28 protein-coding genes are annotated in these 22,327 nt (G+C 62.5%); 19 read left to right on the top strand and 9 right to left on the bottom strand.

Annotated features, from left to right (window positions below; translation table 11 throughout):
• Positions 1-83 precede the first annotated feature (83 nt).
• The gene (nagA, locus tag ABAC460_RS43630; RefSeq protein WP_023455156.1) at positions 84-1,226 is read left to right on the top strand and encodes an N-acetylglucosamine-6-phosphate deacetylase; all 1,143 of its coding nucleotides are present in this window, start codon (positions 84-86) and stop codon (positions 1,224-1,226) included.
• 37 nt (positions 1,227-1,263) lie between these two features.
• Here nagA and ABAC460_RS50545 read toward each other — a convergent pair whose 3' ends face one another.
• The 3 genes from ABAC460_RS50545 to ABAC460_RS0125120 all read right to left on the bottom strand — a co-directional run bounded on the left by ABAC460_RS50545 (position 1,264) and on the right by ABAC460_RS0125120 (position 2,827).
• Positions 1,264-1,656 carry a YdcH family protein gene (locus tag ABAC460_RS50545; RefSeq protein ID WP_023455157.1) on the bottom strand — a complete coding sequence of 131 codons (393 nt, stop codon included), beginning with the start codon at positions 1,654-1,656 and terminating at the stop codon, positions 1,264-1,266.
• Between the two features lie 90 nt (positions 1,657-1,746).
• Positions 1,747-2,232, bottom strand: a complete 486-nt coding sequence (locus tag ABAC460_RS43635; protein ID WP_023455158.1) for a TIGR02444 family protein — start codon at positions 2,230-2,232, stop codon at positions 1,747-1,749.
• Positions 2,225-2,827 (bottom strand): UbiX family flavin prenyltransferase, encoded by a 603-nt coding sequence (locus tag ABAC460_RS0125120; protein ID WP_031237361.1) that lies wholly within the window; start codon positions 2,825-2,827, stop codon positions 2,225-2,227. Before ABAC460_RS0125120 ends, ABAC460_RS43635 begins: the two co-directional genes overlap by 8 nt.
• A gap of 174 nt (positions 2,828-3,001) precedes the next feature.
• Here ABAC460_RS0125120 and ABAC460_RS43640 point away from each other — a divergent pair, with 174 nt between their 5' ends.
• The 4 genes from ABAC460_RS43640 (at position 3,002) to ABAC460_RS0125125 (ending at position 5,076) form a co-directional block, all read left to right on the top strand.
• Complete coding sequence (locus tag ABAC460_RS43640; protein WP_031237362.1) at positions 3,002-3,202, top strand: DUF465 domain-containing protein; 201 nt, start codon at positions 3,002-3,004, stop codon at positions 3,200-3,202.
• 154 nt (positions 3,203-3,356) lie between these two features.
• The gene (locus ABAC460_RS43645; protein ID WP_023455161.1) at positions 3,357-4,223 is read left to right on the top strand and encodes a CPBP family intramembrane glutamic endopeptidase; all 867 of its coding nucleotides are present in this window, start codon (positions 3,357-3,359) and stop codon (positions 4,221-4,223) included.
• Complete coding sequence (locus tag ABAC460_RS43650) at positions 4,224-4,451, top strand: helix-turn-helix transcriptional regulator (protein ID WP_031237363.1); 228 nt, start codon at positions 4,224-4,226, stop codon at positions 4,449-4,451.
• Positions 4,435-5,076, top strand: coding sequence for a hypothetical protein (locus ABAC460_RS0125125; protein WP_023455163.1), 642 nt, complete (start codon positions 4,435-4,437; stop codon positions 5,074-5,076). Before ABAC460_RS43650 ends, ABAC460_RS0125125 begins: the two co-directional genes overlap by 17 nt.
• A 128-nt stretch (positions 5,077-5,204) precedes the next feature.
• Here the strand turns inward: ABAC460_RS0125125 and ABAC460_RS0125130 are convergent, their stop codons facing one another.
• On the bottom strand, positions 5,205-5,393 hold the full coding sequence (locus ABAC460_RS0125130) for a hypothetical protein (protein ID WP_023455164.1): 189 nt from the start codon (positions 5,391-5,393) through the stop codon (positions 5,205-5,207).
• A complete protein-coding gene (locus ABAC460_RS43655) occupies positions 5,393-5,857 on the bottom strand; it encodes an Lrp/AsnC family transcriptional regulator (RefSeq protein WP_023455165.1) in 465 nt (154 codons plus the stop codon). Before ABAC460_RS43655 ends, ABAC460_RS0125130 begins: the two co-directional genes overlap by 1 nt.
• A gap of 185 nt (positions 5,858-6,042) precedes the next feature.
• On the opposite strand from ABAC460_RS43655, the gene ald reads away from it, so the two are divergent.
• A complete protein-coding gene (gene ald / locus ABAC460_RS43660) occupies positions 6,043-7,140 on the top strand; it encodes an alanine dehydrogenase (RefSeq protein ID WP_023455166.1) in 1,098 nt (365 codons plus the stop codon).
• Positions 7,141-7,180: 40 nt separating this feature from the next.
• Here the strand turns inward: ald and ABAC460_RS48605 are convergent, their stop codons facing one another.
• Positions 7,181-8,068: a tetratricopeptide repeat protein gene (locus ABAC460_RS48605; RefSeq protein ID WP_023455167.1), complete on the bottom strand. Its 888-nt coding sequence runs from the start codon at positions 8,066-8,068 to the stop codon at positions 7,181-7,183.
• 393 nt (positions 8,069-8,461) lie between these two features.
• Here ABAC460_RS48605 and ABAC460_RS43665 point away from each other — a divergent pair, with 393 nt between their 5' ends.
• Positions 8,462-8,974, top strand: coding sequence for a GNAT family N-acetyltransferase (locus ABAC460_RS43665; RefSeq protein ID WP_023455168.1), 513 nt, complete (start codon positions 8,462-8,464; stop codon positions 8,972-8,974).
• Positions 8,975-9,364: 390 nt separating this feature from the next.
• On the top strand, positions 9,365-9,892 hold the full coding sequence (locus ABAC460_RS43670) for a GNAT family N-acetyltransferase (protein WP_023455169.1): 528 nt from the start codon (positions 9,365-9,367) through the stop codon (positions 9,890-9,892).
• Here ABAC460_RS43670 and ABAC460_RS43675 read toward each other — a convergent pair.
• Positions 9,882-10,373, bottom strand: coding sequence for a CPBP family glutamic-type intramembrane protease (locus ABAC460_RS43675; protein WP_023455170.1), 492 nt, complete (start codon positions 10,371-10,373; stop codon positions 9,882-9,884). The two genes, ABAC460_RS43670 and ABAC460_RS43675, sit on opposite strands and share 11 nt — an antisense overlap.
• A 103-nt stretch (positions 10,374-10,476) precedes the next feature.
• Positions 10,477-11,796: a tetratricopeptide repeat protein gene (locus ABAC460_RS43680; RefSeq protein ID WP_162150343.1), complete on the bottom strand. Its 1,320-nt coding sequence runs from the start codon at positions 11,794-11,796 to the stop codon at positions 10,477-10,479.
• 166 nt (positions 11,797-11,962) lie between these two features.
• On the opposite strand from ABAC460_RS43680, the gene ABAC460_RS43685 reads away from it, so the two are divergent.
• The 11 genes from ABAC460_RS43685 to hisIE all read left to right on the top strand — a co-directional run bounded on the left by ABAC460_RS43685 (position 11,963) and on the right by hisIE (position 21,185).
• Positions 11,963-12,601 carry a LemA family protein gene (locus ABAC460_RS43685; protein WP_023455172.1) on the top strand — a complete coding sequence of 213 codons (639 nt, stop codon included), beginning with the start codon at positions 11,963-11,965 and terminating at the stop codon, positions 12,599-12,601.
• Positions 12,602-12,625: 24 nt separating this feature from the next.
• Positions 12,626-13,438, top strand: a complete 813-nt coding sequence (locus ABAC460_RS43690; RefSeq protein ID WP_023455173.1) for a TPM domain-containing protein — start codon at positions 12,626-12,628, stop codon at positions 13,436-13,438.
• Between the two features lie 2 nt (positions 13,439-13,440).
• Positions 13,441-14,136 (top strand): TPM domain-containing protein, encoded by a 696-nt coding sequence (locus tag ABAC460_RS43695; protein WP_023455174.1) that lies wholly within the window; start codon positions 13,441-13,443, stop codon positions 14,134-14,136.
• A 211-nt stretch (positions 14,137-14,347) separates the two neighbouring features.
• Positions 14,348-14,659 carry a YerC/YecD family TrpR-related protein gene (locus ABAC460_RS43700; RefSeq protein ID WP_023455175.1) on the top strand — a complete coding sequence of 104 codons (312 nt, stop codon included), beginning with the start codon at positions 14,348-14,350 and terminating at the stop codon, positions 14,657-14,659.
• Between the two features lie 2 nt (positions 14,660-14,661).
• On the top strand, positions 14,662-15,540 hold the full coding sequence (hisG, locus tag ABAC460_RS43705; protein WP_023455176.1) for an ATP phosphoribosyltransferase: 879 nt from the start codon (positions 14,662-14,664) through the stop codon (positions 15,538-15,540).
• Positions 15,540-16,838, top strand: coding sequence for a histidinol dehydrogenase (gene hisD / locus ABAC460_RS43710; protein WP_023455177.1), 1,299 nt, complete (start codon positions 15,540-15,542; stop codon positions 16,836-16,838). The genes hisG and hisD overlap by 1 nt, the downstream gene beginning before the upstream one ends.
• 2 nt (positions 16,839-16,840) lie before the next feature.
• Positions 16,841-18,316: an imidazoleglycerol-phosphate dehydratase HisB gene (gene hisB / locus ABAC460_RS43715; protein ID WP_023455178.1), complete on the top strand. Its 1,476-nt coding sequence runs from the start codon at positions 16,841-16,843 to the stop codon at positions 18,314-18,316.
• Complete coding sequence (gene hisH, locus ABAC460_RS43720) at positions 18,313-18,900, top strand: imidazole glycerol phosphate synthase subunit HisH (protein ID WP_023455179.1); 588 nt, start codon at positions 18,313-18,315, stop codon at positions 18,898-18,900. Before hisB ends, hisH begins: the two co-directional genes overlap by 4 nt.
• Entirely contained in the window at positions 18,897-19,628 is a 732-nt protein-coding gene (hisA, locus tag ABAC460_RS43725) for a 1-(5-phosphoribosyl)-5-[(5-phosphoribosylamino)methylideneamino]imidazole-4-carboxamide isomerase (protein WP_023455180.1), read from the top strand. The genes hisH and hisA overlap by 4 nt, the downstream gene beginning before the upstream one ends.
• Positions 19,618-20,385 (top strand): imidazole glycerol phosphate synthase subunit HisF, encoded by a 768-nt coding sequence (gene hisF, locus ABAC460_RS43730; protein WP_023455181.1) that lies wholly within the window; start codon positions 19,618-19,620, stop codon positions 20,383-20,385. The genes hisA and hisF overlap by 11 nt, the downstream gene beginning before the upstream one ends.
• Positions 20,386-20,540: 155 nt before the next feature.
• Positions 20,541-21,185, top strand: coding sequence for a bifunctional phosphoribosyl-AMP cyclohydrolase/phosphoribosyl-ATP diphosphatase HisIE (gene hisIE / locus ABAC460_RS43735; RefSeq protein ID WP_031237369.1), 645 nt, complete (start codon positions 20,541-20,543; stop codon positions 21,183-21,185).
• Here the strand turns inward: hisIE and ABAC460_RS43740 are convergent.
• A complete protein-coding gene (locus tag ABAC460_RS43740) occupies positions 21,182-22,195 on the bottom strand; it encodes a cupin-like domain-containing protein (RefSeq protein ID WP_023455183.1) in 1,014 nt (337 codons plus the stop codon). The genes hisIE and ABAC460_RS43740 overlap by 4 nt on opposite strands.
• Positions 22,196-22,327: the final 132 nt, after the last annotated feature.

Genomic DNA, 22,327 nt, shown 5'->3' on the forward strand with positions numbered 1-22,327 from the left:
GGAAAAGTGGTCGCCACTTTTACGTTAAAAATTGCGACCAAGAAACCATCATGGGCATTTTCGCCCGAAGGCGAAATAGGCTCATGACCTCTGTTACCTTTACCAACGCCAAGATCGTCACCCCGAACGGGATCGTTTCGGGATCGCTGATCTGCGACGGCGAGACCATCGTCGAGATCGGCGACGTGAGGCCGCGCGGCGAGGTCGTTGATGTCGCCGGTGGCTATCTCCTTCCGGGCTTTATCGACACCCAGGTTAATGGCGGCGGCGGCGTCCTGTTCAATGACGAGACCACCAGCGATGGGATCGCGGCCATTGCCCGCGCCCACCGCGCCTATGGCACCACCGCCCTGCTGCCGACCCTGATCAGCGACGAGCTGAGCGTCATCGACTCGGCCATGCGCGCCGTCGAAAAGGCCATCGCCGCCGGCGTGCCGGGCGTGGTCGGCATCCATATCGAAGGCCCCTTCATCAGCAAGCAGCGCAAGGGCATCCATAACCCAGAGATGTTCCGCACGCTCGACGCCGAGTCCAAGGCCCTGCTGAAAAGCCTGAAGGCCGGCAAGACCCTGGTGACCCTGGCGCCGGAAAACTGCACGCCCGAGGACATCAAGGAACTGGCCGATGCCGGCGTGATCATCGCCGCGGGCCATACCAATGCCACCTACGACCAGACCGTGACGGCGCTGCGGGCCGGGGTGACGGGGTTTACCCATCTGTTCAACGCCATGTCGCCCCTGACGCATCGCGCGCCAGGTGTGGTTGGGGCCGCTCTGGAGGATCTCGACAGCTATTGTGGCCTGATTGCCGACGGCCGCCATGTCGACTGGGCGGTCTTGCGGATCGCTCTGCGCGCCAAACCCATCGACCGCTTCATGTTGGTGACCGATGCTATGCCGACTGTGGGTTCGGACACCAAGACCTTCGTACTGAACGGCCAGACCATCCATGTCGAGGGAGGTGTCTGCGTCGGTCCGGACGGGACGCTGGCCGGTTCGGACCTGGACATGGCCACCGCGCTGCGCAATACGGTGGAGAAGGTCGGTATTCTGATCGAACAGGCGGCCATCATGGCGGCCGGTGCTCCGGCGGCGTTTTTGGGCTTGCAGGCGGCGCGCGGCAGCCTGGTGCCGGGTCAGCGGGCGGATATCGTCTGGCTTGACAAGGCTTTGCAGGTCCGCGGGACGTTCATCGGCGCGAAAACGGAAGAGACCGTCGCGGCTTGACCAGGATTATTCTGCCCGCACGCGGGCAGAATAATTTTTAAGCAATAATATCCGGCCGGATCTTGTCTTCCAGCGTCGACATGCGATCGCGCACGGCCAGCTTCTTGCGCTTCATGCGGGCAATCAGGATCTGGTCCGGCAAGGGCATGGTCTCCAGCGCCAAGATGGCATCGTCCATATCCTTGTGCTCTTGGCGCAGCAGGGCCAGTTCGCCACGCAGGGCAACCGTCTCAGCCGAAATCGGCAGTTCGCGCACCCGCGGTTCCAGGTCGTCCGGCTGGATATCCGGCACCAGTTCCAGGCGCGATTCGCCATCCTGACGCTGCGCCACCCGGCGTTCGACATCCCCTCTGGCCACATCGCCATCCGTCTTGACCAGGTGCAGACCGTCGCCGCCGCGCAAGGACCGGATGTTCGTGTCGTCGTGCATGAACGACTCCCTGATGACTTAAGGGGTTGATACGCAAGGACAAACGGGAGGCTCCCGAAGGTCACAGGCGGTGAGAGTATAGCGCAAATTTTAACCTTTGGTAAGGGCCTGCGTCAGTTCCGACAACACTTCCTGATGACCACTTCCAGACCACACGGCATGAACCTGTACAAGCCCGTCGCGCAGAGCCGCAGCCTGGTGTTCCGGCGGTAGCCGCGGACCGGCGCGGACCAGCGTTTCCAGTTGCGCCATAAGGGCTTTTTCGGCCTCAAGTTCGACCGCCTTGACCCGTTCGCGCAGCCTGAGGCGGCCGTCGTCATCACCCGAATGCAGCGCGGTTTTCAGGCGCCGCCTGACCTCACGTAACGGCACAATGACCTCATCGGCCCAAGCCAGCGCCATCTCCGCGGCGCGCGCGGCCAGGCCTTCATCGATTCGCACGCCATGCAACGACGCCCACGCCGCCCACAACAGCAGAGGCACATTCTGGTCGTGGTCATCCTGGAGCCGCAAACACGCCTGCGCCACACCTTCGCGGCCATAGGATTCGACGGCCCAGTCCCAGAACTCAGACATTATTCAAGTTTTCTGGACCTTTCAGACCCTGCCAGCGCTGGATATCGACCTCGATGCCGAACAGATCCAGGGCCCGGCCGACGCTCTGGTTGACGATCTCCTCGACCGTCTGAGGCCGGGTATAGAGCGCCGGCATCGGCGGGGCGACGATGGCGCCCATCTCGGTCACCGCCGCCATTGTGCGCAGATGGCCCAGATGCAGGGGGCTTTCGCGCACCATCAAAACGAGTCGCCGGCGCTCCTTCAGACAGACATCGGCGGCCCGCGATACCAGGCTGGAGGTCACCCCCGTGGCGATCTCGCTCAGGGATTTGACCGAACACGGAGCAATCAGCATGCCCATGGTACGAAAAGATCCCGAAGCGATGGTGGCGCCGATATCACCGGGCTTATAGACCACGTCGGCCAGGGCGTGGACATCGGCCAGCGAAAAGTCTGTTTCGACACTGAGACTTAGGGCCGCGGCGCGGGACACGACAAGGTGCGTCTCTACCTTTGCGTGTTTTAACATATTAAGGGCATTTATGCCGTACACGGCACCGGACGCGCCACTTATGGCAACAATAAGTCTCTGATTGTGTTCAGTTTTAGACACGTTTTCCGGGCTCCACCACCCTGCGCTGCATTAAGTTTTTGTGCACCAAGAATCTCAACAACCTGTGAACGGATGTAACTTATCGTGACTTCACATTCGCCTCACGCGGGTGTTCCAATCGGTTCTTCCGGACACGGGGTCCGGAAGCCCCCCTGAGACATGAGGATCAGCCGTATGTCCATCGAAGCGAGAGTTCGTGAACTCGACCACCGTCACCAAACCCTCAAAACGATCATCGCCCGTGAAGAACGCAGTCCGTCCGTTGACTCCTTATACCTTACGGAGTTGAAGCGGAAGAAGCTTAAGCTCAAGGAGGAAATCGAACGGATCAGGGCTCATATTCGACAGGATGTCGACGAGCCCATGCTCCAGTAGCGCCGCGGGCGCCAGGTTTTTACAATTGAATCTTCGAAGACCCCCGGAGCGAGGACGCGGCCGGGGGTTTTTCATGCCCCAACCTGTCAGGTATACTTGACAGGTAGTCGGCAATCTGTCAGGTATACCTGACAGCTTCTCCGCAGGAACCCCTATGCCGGCCTTCATCCCTACCCCGACGTTTCGAGACCACGCCCTTGCCGGGCGTCACGCCTTCTGGCGCTATCTGGTTGCCTTCCTGATCGCCCTTCTGGTCGAGGCGGTCGTATCGGTGATCTACGTCGTCGCCGTCCTCATGGCAGGCCTCTCCCCGGCGGAGCTTCAGACCGCCGTGGCCGATCCGGCCCGGCCGATGCTCTTCTTTCCCCTGATCGGCGTCAGCTTCGCCGGCTGGCTGATCGGCTTCGGCCTGGGCGCCTTATGGCTGCACGGCAAGAATCCGCTGCGTCTGCTGGGCAACTGGACCTGGACCGGCTTCCTGCTGGGTCTGCTGGTCTGGCTGGTGGTCCTGGTCGCCAATACCGTGGTCGACTACGCCTTGCAGCCCGAAGGCTTCACCCTGCGGATGGCCCCGGTCGATCCCGCCGTGATCGCCGTCATCGTCGCAGCCCTGGCTGTCCAGACCTTTACCGAGGAGTATTTTTTCCGCGGCTACCTGACTCAGGCCCTGCTGAAGATCAGCAAGAACAGCTGGATCGCCATTATCGTCGGCGGCTTGATCTTCGGCGCCTTCCACATCCCCAACGGCATCCCCCAGGCCGTCTCGGCGGCCGCCATGGGCATGGCCTTTGCCTGGATCACGATCCGGACGGGCAGCATCGCCTTTGCCGCCGGTGTCCACTTCATCAACAATCTCTACGGCGCCGTGGTCGTGGTGTCCGGCGAGGACGTCTTCAAAGGTGCCCCGGGCCTGGTCACCCAGGTCACGCCCGACCTGATGGCGTGGGATATCGGGATTACCGTCGTCGCCCTTTTGGTGATCATGATCGTCCTGGCGCGCCGCATCCCGCGCCCGGCATAAATGCGAAATTCGGTCAGGGACTTGCGGATGCAGCGCGGCTGGAGCCAGGGCGAACTGGGCGAGCGCCTGGGCGTATCGCGCCAGGCCGTCAACGCCATCGAAGTCGGCAAGCACGACCCCAGTCTCGAGTTGACCTTCAAGCTGGCCTATCTTTTCAACCTGCCGGTGGAGGCGCTGTTCCATCCGGACTTCACACCACAGGACATACGCGATGACCAAGGGGAATGACGCCGCCGCCAAGCCGCCGATGTGGAAACGCTATGCCTTTTCGGCCGGCATGCTTTGCGTCGGCGGCGTGGTCGGGTTCGGCGGCGGCCGTTTCCTGTGGCCGGGCGCATCAGGCCGGACGTGGTCGGACACCCTGTCGCTGATCATCGCCCTGGGCCTCGTCGGCATGGGTGTGGCCGTCCTGGCCGGTCACTGGATCGACCCGCTGGGCCGCGCGATGGCCCGGTCGGATTCGAAGCGCCTTGACCCGTTGATGAAACGCCTGCTGGGCCTACAAGGTGTAACCCTGATCCTTGCCGGCCTCGTCATGGGCGGTGTCCCCCTGCTGGCCCAGGCGTCGATCCAGGGCAATGTCGCGGTCTATGCCGGGGTGGTCGCCGTGTTCGCACTGCAGACGGGAGTCAACTGGCTGATCTGGCGCCACGGCGACGAATTCCACCGTCGCGCCATGCTGGACACCGGCGCGCTCAGTTTCTGGATCCTGCAGGGCGCCCTGTTCCTGTGGGCCGCCGCCGAGCGCCTCAACCTGGCTCCGGCCTTGAGCACCTGGGACCTGATGGCCGTCACCATGGCAGTGTACCTGATGCTGTCGTCGTTCGTCGCCTGGCGGCTGGGCAACACCTAGAGCAAACTATCCTTCTTCGCGCCTTCGCGTGGGACCTTTCTGTCTTCCGCTTTATGTGTGGCCATGACAGCAGGAATTTCACGCGAAGACGCGAAGGCGCGAAGAAGAACGTCCAACCGACTGAGTCCCTAGGTCGCCCGATTGATGACTTTGGCGTCTAGTCTGGCGCGCACCTGCGCCATGACCTCATCGTGAGGCGTTACCCGCCCGGCCTTCACATCTTCAAGACCGCGTAAAATGCCTTCGACGATCTCAATTTCGCTTTCTTCGCCAGGCCAGACACCCTTTGGGTTACCGGATTGAGATTGCTCCGTCATCACGCCATCTTCACGGTGCGGATGGAGAATTGCGACACCAGCTTCGACACGCCGGGCATGGTCGACAGCACGTCGCGGTGGACGTCCTCATACGACAGGCTTTCGCGCAGGACGATCTTGAGCAGGTAATCCGCCTCTCCCGACATCAGGTGGCATTCCTCGATGGCGGCACAGGCGATGGCGGCGCGTTCGAACTTCTCGAACGTCTCGCGGCGCTGGTCCTGAAGCGTGACATGGACGAAAACCGTCCCTTGCTTACCCTGGACATTTTCGGCGATGACGGCGCGATAGCCGGCGATCACACCCTTCTGCTCCAGGATCTTGACCCGGCGATGGGCGGCCGAAGGTGACAGGCCGACGGCCTGGCCCAGGTCCGCCGAGGTGGCGCGGGCATTGCCGCGCAGGACCTTGATCAGCTCACGGTCGAAGGAATCGAGATCGGAAAATTTATCGCTGCCCGCCATGTTTTTGAATTTATATCCAACTGTTCAGCGAGGCAATGCTAAAAATTTCGAGAATTTATCGCTTCCGACGCGATATAATTGATTTCAAGGGCAACCACCCGACCGATCAGATTTCGCGTATAGTTTGTGCCGTGTGAGGCGCCTTATCGCCCGCGGCCCGGCAGGAAACAGCAGGAGCCACAGCCATGAAGATCAGCGTCCCCAAGGAAATCAAGAACCACGAATATCGCGTCGGCCTGGTGCCGCACGCTGTTGCCGAACTGACCCACCAGGGTCATCAGGTCTTCGTCGAAACCCAGGCCGGTGCTGAAATCGGCTTTTCCGACCAGGACTATATCGATGCCGGCGCCACCATCCTGGCCACGGCAGAAGAAACCTTCGACGCCGGTGAGATGATCGTCAAGGTCAAGGAACCGCAACTGCACGAATGCGCCCGCCTGAAGCCGTCGCAAACCCTATTCACCTACCTGCACCTGGCCGCGGACAAGCCCCAGGCCGAGGCCCTGATGGCGTCGGGCGCCACCTGCATCGCCTATGAGACCGTCACCGAAGCCGCCGGCGGCCTGCCGCTGCTGCGCCCGATGTCGGAAGTCGCCGGCCGCATTTCCGTCCATGTCGGCGCCACCTACCTGCACAAGGCCTTCGGCGGCCGCGGCGTGCTGCTGGGCGGCGTGCCGGGCGTTGCCCCGGCCAAGGTCGTCATCATCGGCGGCGGCGTGTCGGGCATCAATGCCGCCCAGATGGCGGTGGGCCTGCATGCCGATGTCACCCTGTTCGATATTTCCGGCGCCAAGCTGATCGAGATCGACCAGCTGTTCCACGGCCGCGTCAAGACCGCCTACTCGTCCAAGGGCGCCCTGGCCGAAGCCATCCGCGACGCCGATCTGGTCATCGGCGCCGTTCTGATCCCGGGCGCCGCCGCGCCGAAACTGATCACCCGCGACATGCTGAAGACGATGAAACAGGGCGCGGTCCTGGTCGACATCGCCATCGACCAGGGCGGCTGTTTCGAGACATCGCATCCGACCACCCACCAGGAACCGATCTACCTGGTCGACGGCATCGTCCATTACTGCGTCGCCAACATGCCGGGCGCCGTGGCGCGGACCTCGACCCTGGCGCTCAACAACGCCACGCTTCCGTTCGTGCTGAAGATGGCGCGCATGGGCGTGTCGGCAGCTTTGGCGGCCGATCCGCATCTGCGAAACGGCCTGAACGTCGCCAAGGGCAAGATCACCTACCAGGCGGTCGCCGAAGCCCTGCACCTGCCGTTCGCGGCGTAAGGCCATAAGAGCCGGCGCCGCAACGCGCGGCGTCGGTTGTTTACGTGACGTCGCGCCAGTCTTCCGGCAGTTTGCTGCGGATGACTTCCGCTCGGGCGGTGGCCGTATTGACCTGATCCGGTGTCAGCGTCGTTGTGAGGCTGTCGATCTCCGGCGGACGCTCGACATCCTTGCCACCGGCATAGACCAGGAACCAGCTCAAGGCCTGAACCGGCGCGTTCAGCCGTGTCTTGTCCGCGTACAACCGGGCCAGGTCCAGTTGCGCTTCCTTGACGTTGCCGCGGGCCGCCATCTCCAGCCAATGCACCGCCTTGACGTCATCACGCGGCACAGCCTCACCCTTTTCATAGATGGTTCCGAGTATGTACTGGGCAAAACCATGGCCGCCTTCCGCCGCCTTGGTGTAAAGGGCGACCGACCGGTCAAGATCCTGATCGACGCCGGTGGCGTTGTAATAGGCTTCGGCCAACAGGGTTTGAGAATGGCGGTAGCCCTGGTCGGCCGCCTTCCTCAGCCAGGGGATAGCCCTTTCCGGATCGGCCTCAATCCCATCCTCGCCATAGAAATAGATTTTGGCATAGTCATTCTGTGCGTCAGGCAGCCCCCGCTTCGCGGCCTTCAGCAGCAAGGGAATAGCCAGGGACATATCCTTTTTGACGCCATAGCCCTCGCGAAAATGGGATCCCGCCATGTACTGCGCCGGAGCGTAACCTTTTTCGGCCGCCTGGAGGAACAGGGTATGGGCGCCGGCAATGTCATCGTGCTGCCAGGCCACCATACCCTGACAGAAAAGGGTTTCCGGTGTGCCGGCCGGCATCGGCTTGCCACTGGCGCATGCTGCGATGACCTGGTCGACGGTGCTGGCCCGAGGAGAACAGCCTGCCATGGTAAGCAACAGCACCCCGCCGACGATTCCCCGGATCTTCATCGCTTCCCCCCCGTGCTCTGTGCCCGCATAAATCTAGCACGGGCCATAAGGCACGGTCGAAAAAAATTGCATACCGGTGATCCACTCGACGGCACCCGTCGTAATACGCCTTATCAGAAATTCCGGCCGCTCCCCTATGACGGCCGGTGTTGGCGCCCAGGGACCTTCCCCCCCCCTCCCCTGGGCGCCGTTTTTTTTCGCAAAATTTACGCTTGAAAAACACGGTTTTTGCCACATATTCGTATGACAAGCCGCAAAAGACGGCTGTTAGAGCGCATCCCGAAAAGTGTGACGCACTTTTCGGATAAAGATGCGCGTAAAAGCAAAAACTTAGAGCGCCGATCCGATTCTTCCGGATCGAAACCCGCTCTAAGTCTCGAAAAAGGGGAAACCATGGCCCAGCCGCCCAAGATCCGTCGGATCGGCGTCGAAGAACTGGAGATCGTGCGCGAACTGGCGCTGATCATCTGGCCCAAATGCTATCGCAACATTATCGGCCCCGACCGGGTCGACGCCATGCTGGCTGTCCTGTACGCCACCGACAATCTCGAAGATGAAATGATCCGCCTGGGCCATGTCTTCTGGATCGTCCGCTACGGTGACCTCAATGTCGGCTATGCCTCGGCCTATATGGATGGCGGCCGTCTGTGGCTGAAGAAGCTGTATGTCCGCGACGATCATCGCGGCCTGGGGTTAGGCAAGGCGCTGATCGAAGCCGCGCTGGAGCATTTCCACACCGACCGCATCACCAATTCACCACCACTCGAAATGGCGCTGTACGTCAATAAGGACAACACCCCGGCGATCAACTATTACCTGCGCTCCGGCTTCCAGGTCGAGGCTGAGGTGCCGGTGCAGATGGGCCCCTACGGCTTTACCGACTACGTAATGCAGAAGGCCATCTGAGAACCGGGTTGCAAATGGGGCAGGCCGGCCTGCCCCATACTGCAAGCAGCCCCACCTTTACGCCTTGCTTATTTTTCAAGTAACGACCTTTATAAATTCTTTACTACACTTAAGGTATCGGCCAAAAATACGGCCAGATTATTGCACCGCACACGCCTCAAGGGAATAGATGGGCGGTAAACAATCCCGTTATCAGGTATTTACGCCCTTTTTACTGCCTGATTTCCGTGTTACAAAAATTAATGTTCTGTTAAATCACGGTTAATCACCACTTAACACGGCAAGGCAGGCGCAAGACTTGCCACGATACATCTGCCCCCTCTCAGGGCGAAACTGACCAAAGCCAGTGCCAACGCTATCACGACCCCACTCAAACCGTGGAGCCCTCCGATGCCAAACATTACCCCAAACATTACCCAAGTCCGCACCATCTCCATCGACGACCTCGACGAGGTCCGCGATCTGGCCATGACGATCTGGACCAAGCACCATCGTTCGACCATCGCCCCGCTCGACATGGACGAAACCGTCGCCGCCCTGTTCGACCTCGACCAGATGGAAGAGGATATGCGCGAACGCGGCCATGCCCACTTCATCGTCCGCGCCGGCCGTGCCGATGTCGGCTTTGCCTCCGCCCACCTCGAAGGCAGCCGCGTCATCATCACCCACCTCTATGTCATGAGCGATTTCCGCGGCTTCGGCCTGGGTAAGACCCTGGTCCGTGCTGCCCAGGATCACTTCGCGCCGGTTCGCGACCTGGTCATCCTGGTCCATAAGGGCGACAACGACTCGGTCGATTTCTGCCTGCGTTCGGGCTTTGCCGTGGCGCGCGAGATCAGCAGTGAATTCGGCCAGTACGCCTTCACCGACTACGTCATGCACAAATACGTCAACCCCAGCCATATGGTCACGGCATAAGGTCGAAAGCGGACGGCCCGCCCAAAATCCCCTGCCAGGCCAGCACGATCAGACCGTGGAAGACCACACCCGGCCAGAGTGAGCCCGTGCGGTAGCGCATGGCGGCGCAGCCTGTGCCCAGTATGGCCGCGCATATGAGAAAGCGCGGTTCCAGAAACAGGCGCGCCCCCGGCAGGAAGGTCAGGGCTTCGGACACGTGCCACAGCGTGAAAAGAAGGACGCCGGCCGCCATCCATAAGATGGGGCGGGCGCTTTCGTGTCTGGAAGGCAGCGGCCCGCGGAAGATCAGTTCCTCGGTAAAAGCCGGCACGACAAACACCAGCAGCGACGCCCACTGCAGTCTTGGTTGCCAGGACAGCAGGCCCGTCAGGCCGGCGACGGTACCAATGGCCAGTGCGGCGACCAACGCGATGGCCGCCACCTCCCGCCATTCGTCAGCCTTGGGCCATGTGGAAAGCGCGCGCAGGATACGTGACAGCATGACGTTGTTTTAGCGCGGCCGGCGCACATATGCTACCGTCAGCCACGGCATCAGCCCCCTAAGAGAACCGCAGACCGCGCAACTGAAGGCAAAGTAACGCCCTCTACGATGCCTTGGCCAGCTTTTCCGCCTTCGCGATATCGCCGGCGGACATGGATTTCTTGATGACGGGAATCGCCGCGATGGCGTCCTCGTCCTTACCGGCGGCGGCCAGCAGGTACCATTTCAGCCCCTGAACCCGGTCCTGAGGCACGCCCATGGCGTTTTCGTACATCACGCCCAGCTGGTACTGCGCCCAGGCGTCATCTTCCGCCGCCGACTGGCGCAGCCATGTCAGGGCCTGGGCATAGTCGGTCTTGACGCCCTGCCCCTCCATGTACATGTAGCCGATGCGGTACTTCGCCCGCGCCAGGCCCTGGTCGGCACTCTTGTGGTACCATTTCAACGCCTGGTCATAGTCCTGCGGCAGGAAATCGCCGAAATAATAGTGATCGGCCAGACGCATTTGTGCGATCGAGCTGCCGCTGAGCGCGGCCTTGGCGGCGAACTTGAAGGCTTCCGCCGGATCGGCCTCGACCCCGGTTCCTTCGGCGTAGAAGCGGCCAAGCGCCAGCTGGCTGAAAGCGCAGTTCTTGACATCCCCGCGCTGGAACCATTGAAACGCCAGCTCGACATTCTTCGCTTCGCCCAGGTCGCCGTCTTCGTAGATATTGCCCATGGCGTAGATGCCGTCGCATCCGCCCTGCTCAGCGCTGCGCCGGAAATAGTCCTTCGCCTTGGCCACGTCCTGAGCAACGATCCAGCCGTTTTCATAATAGTCACCCACCGACGACAGGCCATAGGCGTCGTTGAGATCGGCGGAAGCGCGATAGTGTTCCAGAGCCTTCGTCCGGTCTTCTGGTGTGCCCAGGGCGTTGGAATAAATGTCCCCCAGGCGGTTGTGGGCCTGGGCATAGTTCTGGGCCGCCGCCAGGCGGTACCATTTCATGGCCTCGGCATAGTCGACGGCGACGGAATTGCCGTTCTCATACATCCAGCCGACGCTGTACTGGCCTTCGGCGAAGCCCTGCGCCGCCGACAAACGGTACAGTTCCAGCGCCCGCGCTTCATCCAGCTCGACTCCGTTCCCGGACAGGTACAGGTCACCCAGGGCACTCTGGGCTTCGGCGTCGCTGGCCGAGGCCTTGAACAGCCAGTTGAAGGCCTGGTCGTAATCGCGCTTGACGCCCCGGCCGTCGGCATAGCGGCGGCCCAGCTCGGTCATGGCGCGCACATCGCCATTCGTGCCCCGCGTGGTCAGATCGGCAAGCGCGGTCGCGCTCAGGACCGGTTCTGCGACCAGAGGCGCCGGCCCTTGCGCCAGAACCGGCGTGGCGGCCAGGATCAGAGCGACGGCGGCCGCGTTTATCCAGCTACGGATCATGATGGTTTCCCCCATATATAGTGCATTTCAGGCGACCATAGCGGGCCCCGGGCGCACTGTTGAGCGAAAAGTGCGCTTTTGCCCTCTTTAAAAATGGGTTAAGACACATCACATCTGCGGGTCGGGGGGCAAGAGGCTCTCCACACGGGCAATAGGGAGCTTCTTCATGTTCAAGCGCGTTTTGGGTCTGATCGCCGTTGCGGGTATGGCCCTGAGCCTGGCCGGCTGCGGCTACAATACCATTCCGACCAAGGAAGAAAACGCCAAGACCAAGTGGTCTGACGTCGCCGCCGCCTATCAGTACCGCGCCGATCTGATCCCGCAACTGGTCTCGACCGTCAAGGGCGCCGCCGCCAATGAGCGCGCCATCCTCAACGATGTCGTCACGGCGCGCGCCAACGCCACAAAGGTTTCGGTCGACGCCTCGACCATCACCGATCCGGAAAAGTTCAAGCAGTTCCAGGAAGCCCAGAACGGTGTCGGTTCGGCGCTGGGCCGGCTGATGGTCATCCAGGAAAACTATCCCAACCTGAAGTCCAACGACAATTTCCGTGACCTTATGGTCGCCATCAACGGCGCCCAGTCGCGCGTCCTGATCGCCCAGAAAGACTACAACGCCGCGGCCCAGGACTATAACACCGAACTGCGCACCTTCCCGGGCGTTGTCTGGGCCAAGACGGCCCATTCCAGCGCCAAGCCGATGGCCTACTTCACGGCCCTGGATCCGGCGGCCGCCACGCCGGGTGGCGCGGTCAAGGCGCCGGAAGTCAATATGGACAGCGTCGGCGCCCCGGCGTCGAAATAAGTCGCGACAGCAAGGCCAAAGCCCATGAACCGCTCCGCCAACCTCGGCTTCCGGCCATGGCTGATGGCCTTGCTGACCCTGCTCTTTTGTGCGGGAAGTGCTTTTGCCGCGCCGCAATTTCCGGCCCAGAACAATACCCGCGTTGTCGATGAGGCCGGTATCCTGTCGGCCCAGACCGAACGTGACCTCAACGAAAAGCTCAAACAGCTCGAAGACAGCACCACCGACCAGGTTATTGTGGTCACTGTCAAGGATCTGGGCGGCTATCCGATCGAGGACTACGGCTATCAGCTGGGCCGCGCCTGGGGCATCGGCCAAAAGAACGACGTTCAGTCATCGAAGGGCCAGACCCTCAAGGACAACGGCGTCATCCTGCTGGTGGCGCCCAATGACCGCAAGGTGCGTATCGAGGTCGGCTACGGCCTGGAACCCGTCCTGCCCGACATCCTGATGGGCCGCGTCGTCCGCGACGTCATCCTGCCGGAGTTCAAGGCCGGCAATTACGACGCCGGCGTCACCAAGGGCGCCGACGTTATCGTCCAGACCCTGTCGATGGAGCGTGGCGCCGCCATAGACCAGGCCAAGGCGGCGACGGCCCAGAAGGTCGAAATCCGCCAGAAGGAAAAGGGTGGCTTCCCGATCCTGGCCATAATTATCATCCTCGTCGTCATCTTCATGTTCTCGCGCGGCTGGCTGCCCTGGTTCCTGCTGGGCAACATCCTGGGCGGCGGCTGGGGCGGCGGAGGCGGCGGTGGCTGGTCCGGCGGCGGAGGCGGAGGCGGTTTTTCCGGCGGCGGCGGGTCGTTCGGCGGCGGCGGTGCGAGCGGGAGCTGGTAGACATGGGCACTCTGAACATCGACCACAGCCGCATCAATGCGGCCATCGCCCGGGCCGAAACCGGGACCTCCGGCGAAATCACCTGCGTTGTCAAAAACAAGGCGCTGGATTACGGCGAAACACCCCTGGGCTGGGCGGCTGTAGCGGCCCTGACCCTGCCCCTGGTCGTGGCGACCATGGGTATGCTGCCGCACCACTGGCTGGAAAACCTGCTGTCGCCGGTCCTGGGCTGGCACGGCCTCTCCGTTGACGGCAACCTGCTGACCTGGGAAGCCATCCTGACCTATGCTGTGGTACAGTTGGCCGTGTTTGCCGTGGCCTATACCGTGATCCGCTTTACGAGCCTGAAACTGGCCTTAACGCCGCTGGCGACCCGCCGCGCCAAGGTCCACCAGAAGGCTCTGGAACAGTTCTATGCCCGCGGCCTGCACCTGACGGCGGCGCGTACCGGCGTGCTGATCTTCCTGGCGGTCGAAGAGCACGTCGTCGAGGTCATCGCCGATGCCGGCATCTACGACAAGGTCGACAAGAGTTTCTGGAACGACACGGTGGCCATCCTCTTGAAGCACATCAAGACAGGCGACGCGACCGACGGCTTCGAAGAGGCCATCACGGTCTGCGGCGCCGCCCTGGCCCAGCACTTCCCGCCGACGGACGACAATCCCAACGAACTGCCAGACGTCCTGATCGAGATTTAATCGGAAAACCGGATTTTTCGCTTGCCCTGACCGCAACCTTTCTGTATCAGCACGATAACACATTGGCACGCCAAATCGAGAGGAGCAACGCTGTCATGACCGACGTCTGCACACATGGCACGGCGCTTTCCGGCGCGGCTATCGGATAGTTTCACTTGCGCAGGGATGCCGGCTGGCGTATCAGCCCGCTGATACAACCGGAGACACGCGCATGGCGGCCGACCATCCCAGCCTCAAGGACGATATCACCCTCCTCCACCAAGCCTTCCTGCAGTTGAAAAGCCAGGACGAGGTCAAGGATTTCCTGACCGACCTGTGCACCCCGCAGGAAATCCGGGCTCTGGCGGAACGGTTCCGGGTCGCCTGGCTGCTGGATGACGGCGAACTGTCCTACCGCCAGATCTCGGACCAGACCGGCGTCTCGACCACCACTGTCACCCGCGTCGCCAATTTTTTGAACAACATGCCCCACCAGGGCTACCGCGCGGTCCTCGACCGCATGAAAACCGATAAGAAGACCTGAAGATGACCGAACCCCGCCTCCGCATCGCCGTCCAGAAGTCCGGCCGCCTCGCCGAACGCTCGCTGGAACTGATCACCGGCGCCGGCCTGCGCGCCATCCGCGGCGCCAACGAGCTGCTGTACCGGGTCGAAAATCATCCGATCGACCTGCTTCGGGTGCGCGACGACGACATTCCGACCTTCGTCGACGACAATGTCGCCGAACTGGGCATCGTCGGTTACAATGTGCTGAAGGAACACTTCCCGGACAAGGACCTGGAAGAGATCATTGTCATGCGTCTGGGCTTCGGCAAGTGCACGCTGAAACTGGCCGTGCCGGTCAATTTCGACTACCAAGGCCCCAAGAGCGTCGCCGGCAAGCGCATCGCCACGTCGTATCCGAACATCCTGAAACAATGGCTGTCCGACAACGGCATCACCGCCGAGGTCATCGAGATGCGCGGCGGCGTCGAAGTCGCTCCGCGCATGCACATTGCCGACGCCATCTGCGATCTGGTCTCCACCGGCACCACCCTGGAGGTCAACAATCTCAAGCCGGTCGAACTGGTGCTCAAGTCCGAAGCCGTGCTGATCAAGGCGCCGCACGCCCCCCAGCCCGACCTGGCCCACATCTACGACATGGTGGTGCGCCGCTTCGACGGCGTCACCAAGTCGACTGGCGCCAAGTATGTCATGATGAACGCGCCGCGCGATCATCTCGATGAGATCATCAACCTGATCCCTGGTTCAGGCAGCCCGACCATCATGAACCTGGTCGATCCGTCCATGGTCGCCGTTCACGCCGTCTGCGACGAAAGCGTCTTCTGGGAAACCCTGGACCGCCTGAAGGCCGCCGGCGCCTCGGCCATCCTGGTGCTGCCGATCGAAAAGATGATGCCGTGATGCGCACCTTCATCTGGAAAGACCTGGATCGGGAGGGGCGTAAGGCCGCCTTGGCCCGACCGGAAAACCGCCGCGATCCTGCGGTGCTGGCGCGGGTGCGCGACATCTTCGACGATATCGAAGCGCGCGGCTTCGAGGGCTTGCGCGACTGGGCAGTGAAGCTGGACGGCTTTGCGCCCGACCGGCTGGAGTTGACTGCGGCAACGGTTGACGCAGCCCGCGCCCAAATGACCGGCGAAGATCTGGCGGCCATGGAACTGGCCGCCGAAAACGTCCGTGCCTTCCAGCAGGCGGAACTGCCCGGCGATGGCCCGGTGATTTCGCCCAAGCCCGGCCTGTCGCTGCAACGCGTCTATCGCCCGATCACCACGGCCGGCCTGTACATTCCGGGCGGCCTGGCGCCGCTGTTTTCGACCCTGATCATGACGGCGGTTCCGGCGGCGGTGGCCGGCGTGCCCAACCGGGTGTGCATCACCCCGCCGGCGCGCGACGGTTCGCTGCACCCGATGATGATCGCCTGCGCGGCGGCCTCGGGCCTGGACGCCATCTGGCGCGTCGGCGGCGCCCACGGCATCGCCGCCATGGCTTTGGGCATCCTTGACGGCGTTCCCGCCGCCGACAAGCTGTTCGGCCCGGGCAACAAATACGTCACCGAAGCCAAGAAGTACGCCACCGAGCGCATCTCGGGCCTGGCCATCGACATGCCGGCCGGTCCGTCCGAACTGCTGGTCATCGCCGACGACACCGCCAATGTGAAGCTGGTCGCTGCCGACCTGCTCAGCCAGGCCGAGCACGACTCCGACGCCCAGGTCATCCTGGTCGCCCTGTCTGCCGACATAGCGAACCGCATCGCCGCCGAGGTCGCCATCCAGGTCGAGCGCCTGCCGCGCGCCACCATCGCGAAAGCATCGCTGAATCAGGCGCGAATCTTTATCACTTCCAGTTTCCGCGAAGCGTCCGAAGTGTCCAATCTGTACGCCCCTGAACACCTGGCCATCCAGATCGAGGACGTCGACGCCATCGTGCCGCTGCTGACCGCAGCGGGGACCATTTTCGCCGGCACCTATGCCGCGGAAACCTTTGGCGACTATGCGGCGGGCCCCAGCCACGTCCTGCCGACCGACGGCGCGGCACGGTCCTACGACGGCATAACCGTGCGGTCCTTCCTGACCAGCTTCGTTGTCCAGAAGGCCACCCGCGAAGGTGCCGCCGCCATCGCCCCTGCTGCTGCCCGCCTGGCGCGGCTGGAAGGGCTTGAGGCTCACGCCCTGGCGGCCGATTTCAGATTGGAAGTGTAGAGATGTTCAACTCCCCCTTCTCATCCCTCGGCGGCGCCGGCCTGGAAGCCGTCCCGCCTTCGCTGGAGCCGTTGCGCGAGCGCATGGCTGGCTTTTACGGCGTCGAGCCGCATCAGCTGATGGTCACCCGCGGCGCTTCGCACGGCATGGAAGTTGTGATGCGCCGGTTGCGCGTGCACGGCCATGAGTTCGTCTGGGCCGGCCAGGACCACTATATCGAAGACCTGTGCGGGGTCTATAGCCTCGCCATCCGCAAGCCTCCCGAAGCCGGCACCCTGGCGCGCGGCGGCGGCTTCTATCTCATTGATAATCCCAGCCAAAAAGACGGCCGGGCGATCGACCTGGTGACGGCACGGACCCTGGCGGTCGACATCTTCCCGACCCTGCTGGTCATCGACGAAAGCTATGCCGATGCCTCGGACGGGTCGCTGATCGACCTGGCGACCAGCGAGCCCAATGTCGTTGTGCTGAAGAGCATGTCCTTCCTGTTCGGCATGTCCGGCGCCCGCGCCGGCGCGTTAATCGCCAACACCAAGACACTTCAAGGATTGCTGAAGTATTGCGAACCACATCCGTTGCCGACACCGTCGGTGCGGGCGGCGGAGAGCGCCCTGTCGCCATCGCGGGCCCTTTCCGTACAAGCCCGGATCGACCTGATCCGCGGTGAACAGGCGCGGTTGCGTGAACGGTTAAAAACTTCGCAATTACTGGAAGCGTTCGATTTGAACGAAGGTCCCTTCCTGCTTTTGCGGCCGAAAAACCTGATCGCCACCCAGACCGCTTTGAAGCGGCTGGGCCTGTCGCCTCAGGTGACCCCGACCGGTCTGCTGCTGGCCTTGGGGGATGTCGCCACCAACAACCGCATCTTGAAAGCGCTGGACGTCGCCGACGACGCCAAGCCGCCGCGCGTCGGTGAGGTCATGCGCGACACCAAGGAGACGCGGATCTCGGTCCTGGTCAATCTGGACCAGCCGAAACCGGTGAAGGTCGAGACCGGTATCGGTTTCTTCGACCACATGCTGGACCAGGTCGCGACCCACGGCGGGTTTTCGCTGCAACTGGCTTGCGAAGGCGACCTGCATATCGACGGCCACCACACGGTCGAGGACTGTATGCTGGCTTTCGGGTCGGCGCTGAAACAGGCCCTGGGCGACCGCATGGGGATGGCGCGGTTCGGGTTTGTGCTGCCGATGGACGAGACCGAGGCCAAGGTCAGTATCGACCTGGGCGGCCGGCCGTTCTGCGTCTTCAAGGGCGATTTCCAGTCGACGCACATCGGCGACTACCAGACGGAGATGACGGGCCACGCCTTCCGTTCGCTGTCGGAAACCCTGGGGGCTTCGATCCATGTCGAGGTCGACGGCGGCAACGATCACCACAAGACCGAAGCCTGCTACAAGGCCCTGGGCCGGGCGCTGCGCCAGGCGACGCGGATCGAAGGCGACGCCCTGCCCTCCACCAAGGGAATGCTGGCATGATCACGGTCATTGAACTGGGTTGCGCCAACACGGCTTCAGTGCTGTTTGCGCTGGAACGGCTGGGTGTCGAGGCGCATCTGTCGTCGGATGCCGCCGAGATCGCCGCGGCGAAGAAGGTGGTTTTACCGGGTGTCGGCGCGGCGGGTTTCGCCATGAACCGCATCCATGAACTGGGCCTGTTCGATGTCATTCGCAGCCTCGATGTGCCGCTGTTGGGCGTCTGCCTGGGCCAGCAACTGCTGTTCGAAGGCTCCGACGAAGGCGATGTCCAGTGTTTGGGGCTGATCCCCGGCCGGGTCACCCGCATGGAGGCATCCAACAACTTCGTGGTGCCGCATATGGGCTGGAACCAGCTTGCGGTCACGCGGGACGATCCGCTGACGGCGAGCGTCAATGACGGCGACTATGCCTATTTCGTCCACTCCTTCGTCTGTCCGGTCAATGAGTGCACCCTGGCGACCGCGACCTATGGCGAACCGTTCGCCGCGATGGTTCGCAAGGGCCAGGTCTGGGGCTGTCAGTTCCACCCCGAACGGTCTTCGGCCACGGGCGCCAAAATCTTGGAAAACTTTGTGAAACTATGATCCTTTACCCCGCTATCGACCTGATCAATGGTGAATGCGTCCGTCTGTCGCAAGGCCGCTTCGACGCCGTCACCAAGTACGACTCCGATCCGTTCAAGCGGCTGGGCCTGTTCAACGGCGAGCACGCCCAGTGGGTGCACATTGTCGATCTGGACGGCGCCAAGGCCGGATCGCCGCAACAGCACGACCTGATCGGCCGGCTGGCCAAGGCCTCCCAGGCCAAGATTCAGACCGGCGGCGGCGTCCGCACGCGCGCCCACGTCCAGACCCTGCTCGACGAAGGCGTCTCCGCCGTTGTGGTCGGCTCGGCGGCGGTCAAGAACCCCGAAGAGGTCCGCGGCTGGCTGAGCGATTTCGGCAAGGATCGGATTACCCTGGCGCTTGATGTTCTGCCGACGGCTGATGGCGATTTCGACGCCGCCCTGCATGGCTGGGTCGAAGGCTCGGGCATCTCGCTGTGGGATGTATTAGATTATTATCCGGTCGGCGTCGCCCAGCGCATCCTGGTCACCGACGTGTCGCGCGACGGCATGCTGATGGGCCCGAACATGGCTTTGATGACAGCCCTGCGCCGCAAGCGGCCAGACCTGGAGATCCAGGCTTCAGGCGGTGTGCGTTCGATCGAGGATCTGCATGACCTGAAGACCCTGGGTGTCCACGGCGCCATCGTCGGCAAGGCGATCTATGAGGGTCTGATCGACCTGAAAGCAGCCCTCAATGTTGGCTAGGCGCATCATCCCCTGTCTCGATGTCAAGGACGGCAAGGTCGTCAAAGGCGTGCAGTTCGTCGGCCACGAAGTCCTGGGCGACGCCGTCGACATGGCCCTGCGCTATCGCGACGAAGGCGCCGATGAACTGGTGCTGTACGACATCACCGCCTCGTCGGAAGGGCGCACGGTCGACTACAATTGGGTGCGCGATATAGCCCGGGCGCTTGATATTCCGTTCTGCGTCGCCGGCGGCATCCGCTCGGCGGACCAAGCCGTGAAATGCCTGAACAGCGGCGCCGACAAGGTGTCGATCAATTCGCCGGCCCTGGAGCGGCCCGATCTGATCAACGAACTGGCCGAGATGGCAGGGTCGCAGTGTGTCGTCGTCGGCATCGACAGCCGGGAGATGGATGGGGACTATTACGTCCATCAATATTCCGGCGATCCGGACAAGATCCGCCAGGCTGGTCGCCGGACCCTGGACTGGGTCGTGGAGGCGCGCGACCGCGGCGCCGGTGAGATCGTGCTGAACTGCATGAACCAGGACGGGGTGCGCAAGGGGTATGACCTGAAGCAACTGCGGCTGGTGCGCGACCTGTTGGACATTCCGCTGGTGGCCTCAGGCGGCGCCGGTGCGCCGGAACACTTTGTCGAGGTGTTCGACCAGGCCGACGTTTCGGGCGCTTTGGCGGCCAGCGTCTTTCACAAGAAGATCATCCACATTCCTGAGTTGAAGCGCGACTTGCGTCAGGCCGGGATAGCTGTGAGACTGTAAGTAAGAAACCCCACCACCGCACCTTGCTCGTTGCAGTCCTCGGCCTTCGGCCTCAGACTTCCACTCACTCGAGCGGTCCCCCTCCCCGACAAGCGGGGAGGAGCAAGAAAGAGCGATGTCGTCTTCTTGTGGTGACTATGAACAACGAGCTCCTGATGGCCGAACAGCACACCCTGCCCAATCCCCTCACCGTCGACGACATCGCCCGCATCGACTTCGCCAAGTCCGGCGGACTGGTGCCCGCCGTGGTCCAGCATGCCGACACGCTTCAGGTCCTGATGCTGGGCTATATGAACACCGACGCCCTGCGCGAAACCCTGACCGGCGGCCAGGTCGTGTTTTATTCGCGGTCGAAAGACCGGCTGTGGCGCAAGGGCGAGACCTCGGGCGATGTGCTGGTGCTGGACCAGGTCCTGGCCGACTGCGATGAAGACGCCGTTCTGGTGCTGGCGCGGCCGGAAGGCCCGACCTGCCACACCAAGACCACCTCGTGCTTCGGTATGGAGAACGCGCCGGGCATCGGTTTCATGGCGCACCTCGCCAAGGTGGTCACCGAACGCGCGGAAGCGTCGCCGGCCGACAGCTACACCGCGCGCCTGATGCACAAGGGGATCGCCAAGATCGCCCAGAAGGTCGGCGAGGAAGGGCTGGAAACCGCTTTGGCCGGTCGTGCCGGTGACCTCGACGAACTGCACAACGAAGCCGCCGACCTGCTGTATCATTTGAGCGTGCTGTTGATGGCGCGAGATACCGGTCTGGGGCCCGTGCTGGATATCCTGCGCGAACGCCACAAGGGCTAATCCTCGGCCAGGTTCTGGCCCAGGTGTTTGCGCAGGCCTAGGCGCTGTTCGAACGTCATGTCGCCCATCAGGCCGCGCCGATCCGGCGGCAGGTGCTCGGCCGGCGGGCCGTTCTTCTGGAAGACGAAGTGGTCGAACATGCCCTTCCAGGCGTCGCGCTGATCCTCGGGTAAGTCGCGCACCGCCAGCATGGCCAGGACCAGGGCCTGCATCGGCTGCCCCCCGGCCGCCTGGATGTCCAGGGCCGGGTTCCACCAGTAGTTCATCTGGACATTGAAGCCGCCCGACGACACGACATGGTGCCACCACATATAGGGGATGTAGAGCACATCGCCGGGTTCCAGGTCGGCGACGGTGGCCGCCTTCAGCGCCTCGGCAAAGCGCGGATGGGCGGTGAAATCCGGGTTCTCCAGGCTGGCCATCGAAGTCGGGACGTTCGAGACCGTGCGTTCGAACGGGCCCATATACAGGTTCGGAAGCTGGTCCGGCGGGAACAGGATGAAGCGTTTCTCCCCGCCGATCATGCAGACCAGGTTTTCCGACAAATCGAAATGGATCTGGGTGATCGAGGTGTTGCCGATCCAGATGCGTGGTTCGGCGTCGACACACGGCAGCTGGTTCTCGGCCTTCATCCGCGGCAGGTGGTCCTTGACCGGCGCCGACTGGATATAGACGTGTTCGGCGTTCGATTGGTTGCGGATCTGGCGGAGCCGTTCCAGGGTCACCGATAGCGGCAGGTTGCCGCGTTGAAACGTGAAGCCATCAATGGTCGAATTGTAGAAGAACTTGCCGTCGCCCGGCGGCTGGCGGAAGGTCGCCGCCGGCGCCCCATTGTCGCAGGCCTTCAGATAGTCAATCAGCGCGTCGGCCGATGTTTGTGATGCTCGGACGGACGGCCAGTCGCGAACCACGCCTTTGAAAACGATCGGTTCATGGGCGTCGGCCACCGCCTGAGCCAGGGTGGCCAGGGTGATGTCGGAACGGGTAGCGACGGTGGGAAAGGGCGACATGGCTTAAGCGATAACCCATTGTGTTTGCGGGGACAATATCAGAGGCTTGCGGGGACCGCCGGATGGGAATGTAAGCGTGGAAACGCCTGCGGGCCAAATCCCCCACCGTCTCATTTGCTTCCAGCAAATGAT

Source organism: Asticcacaulis sp. AC460 (assembly GCF_000495795.1).
Taxonomy (GTDB): Bacteria; Pseudomonadota; Alphaproteobacteria; order Caulobacterales; family Caulobacteraceae; genus Asticcacaulis.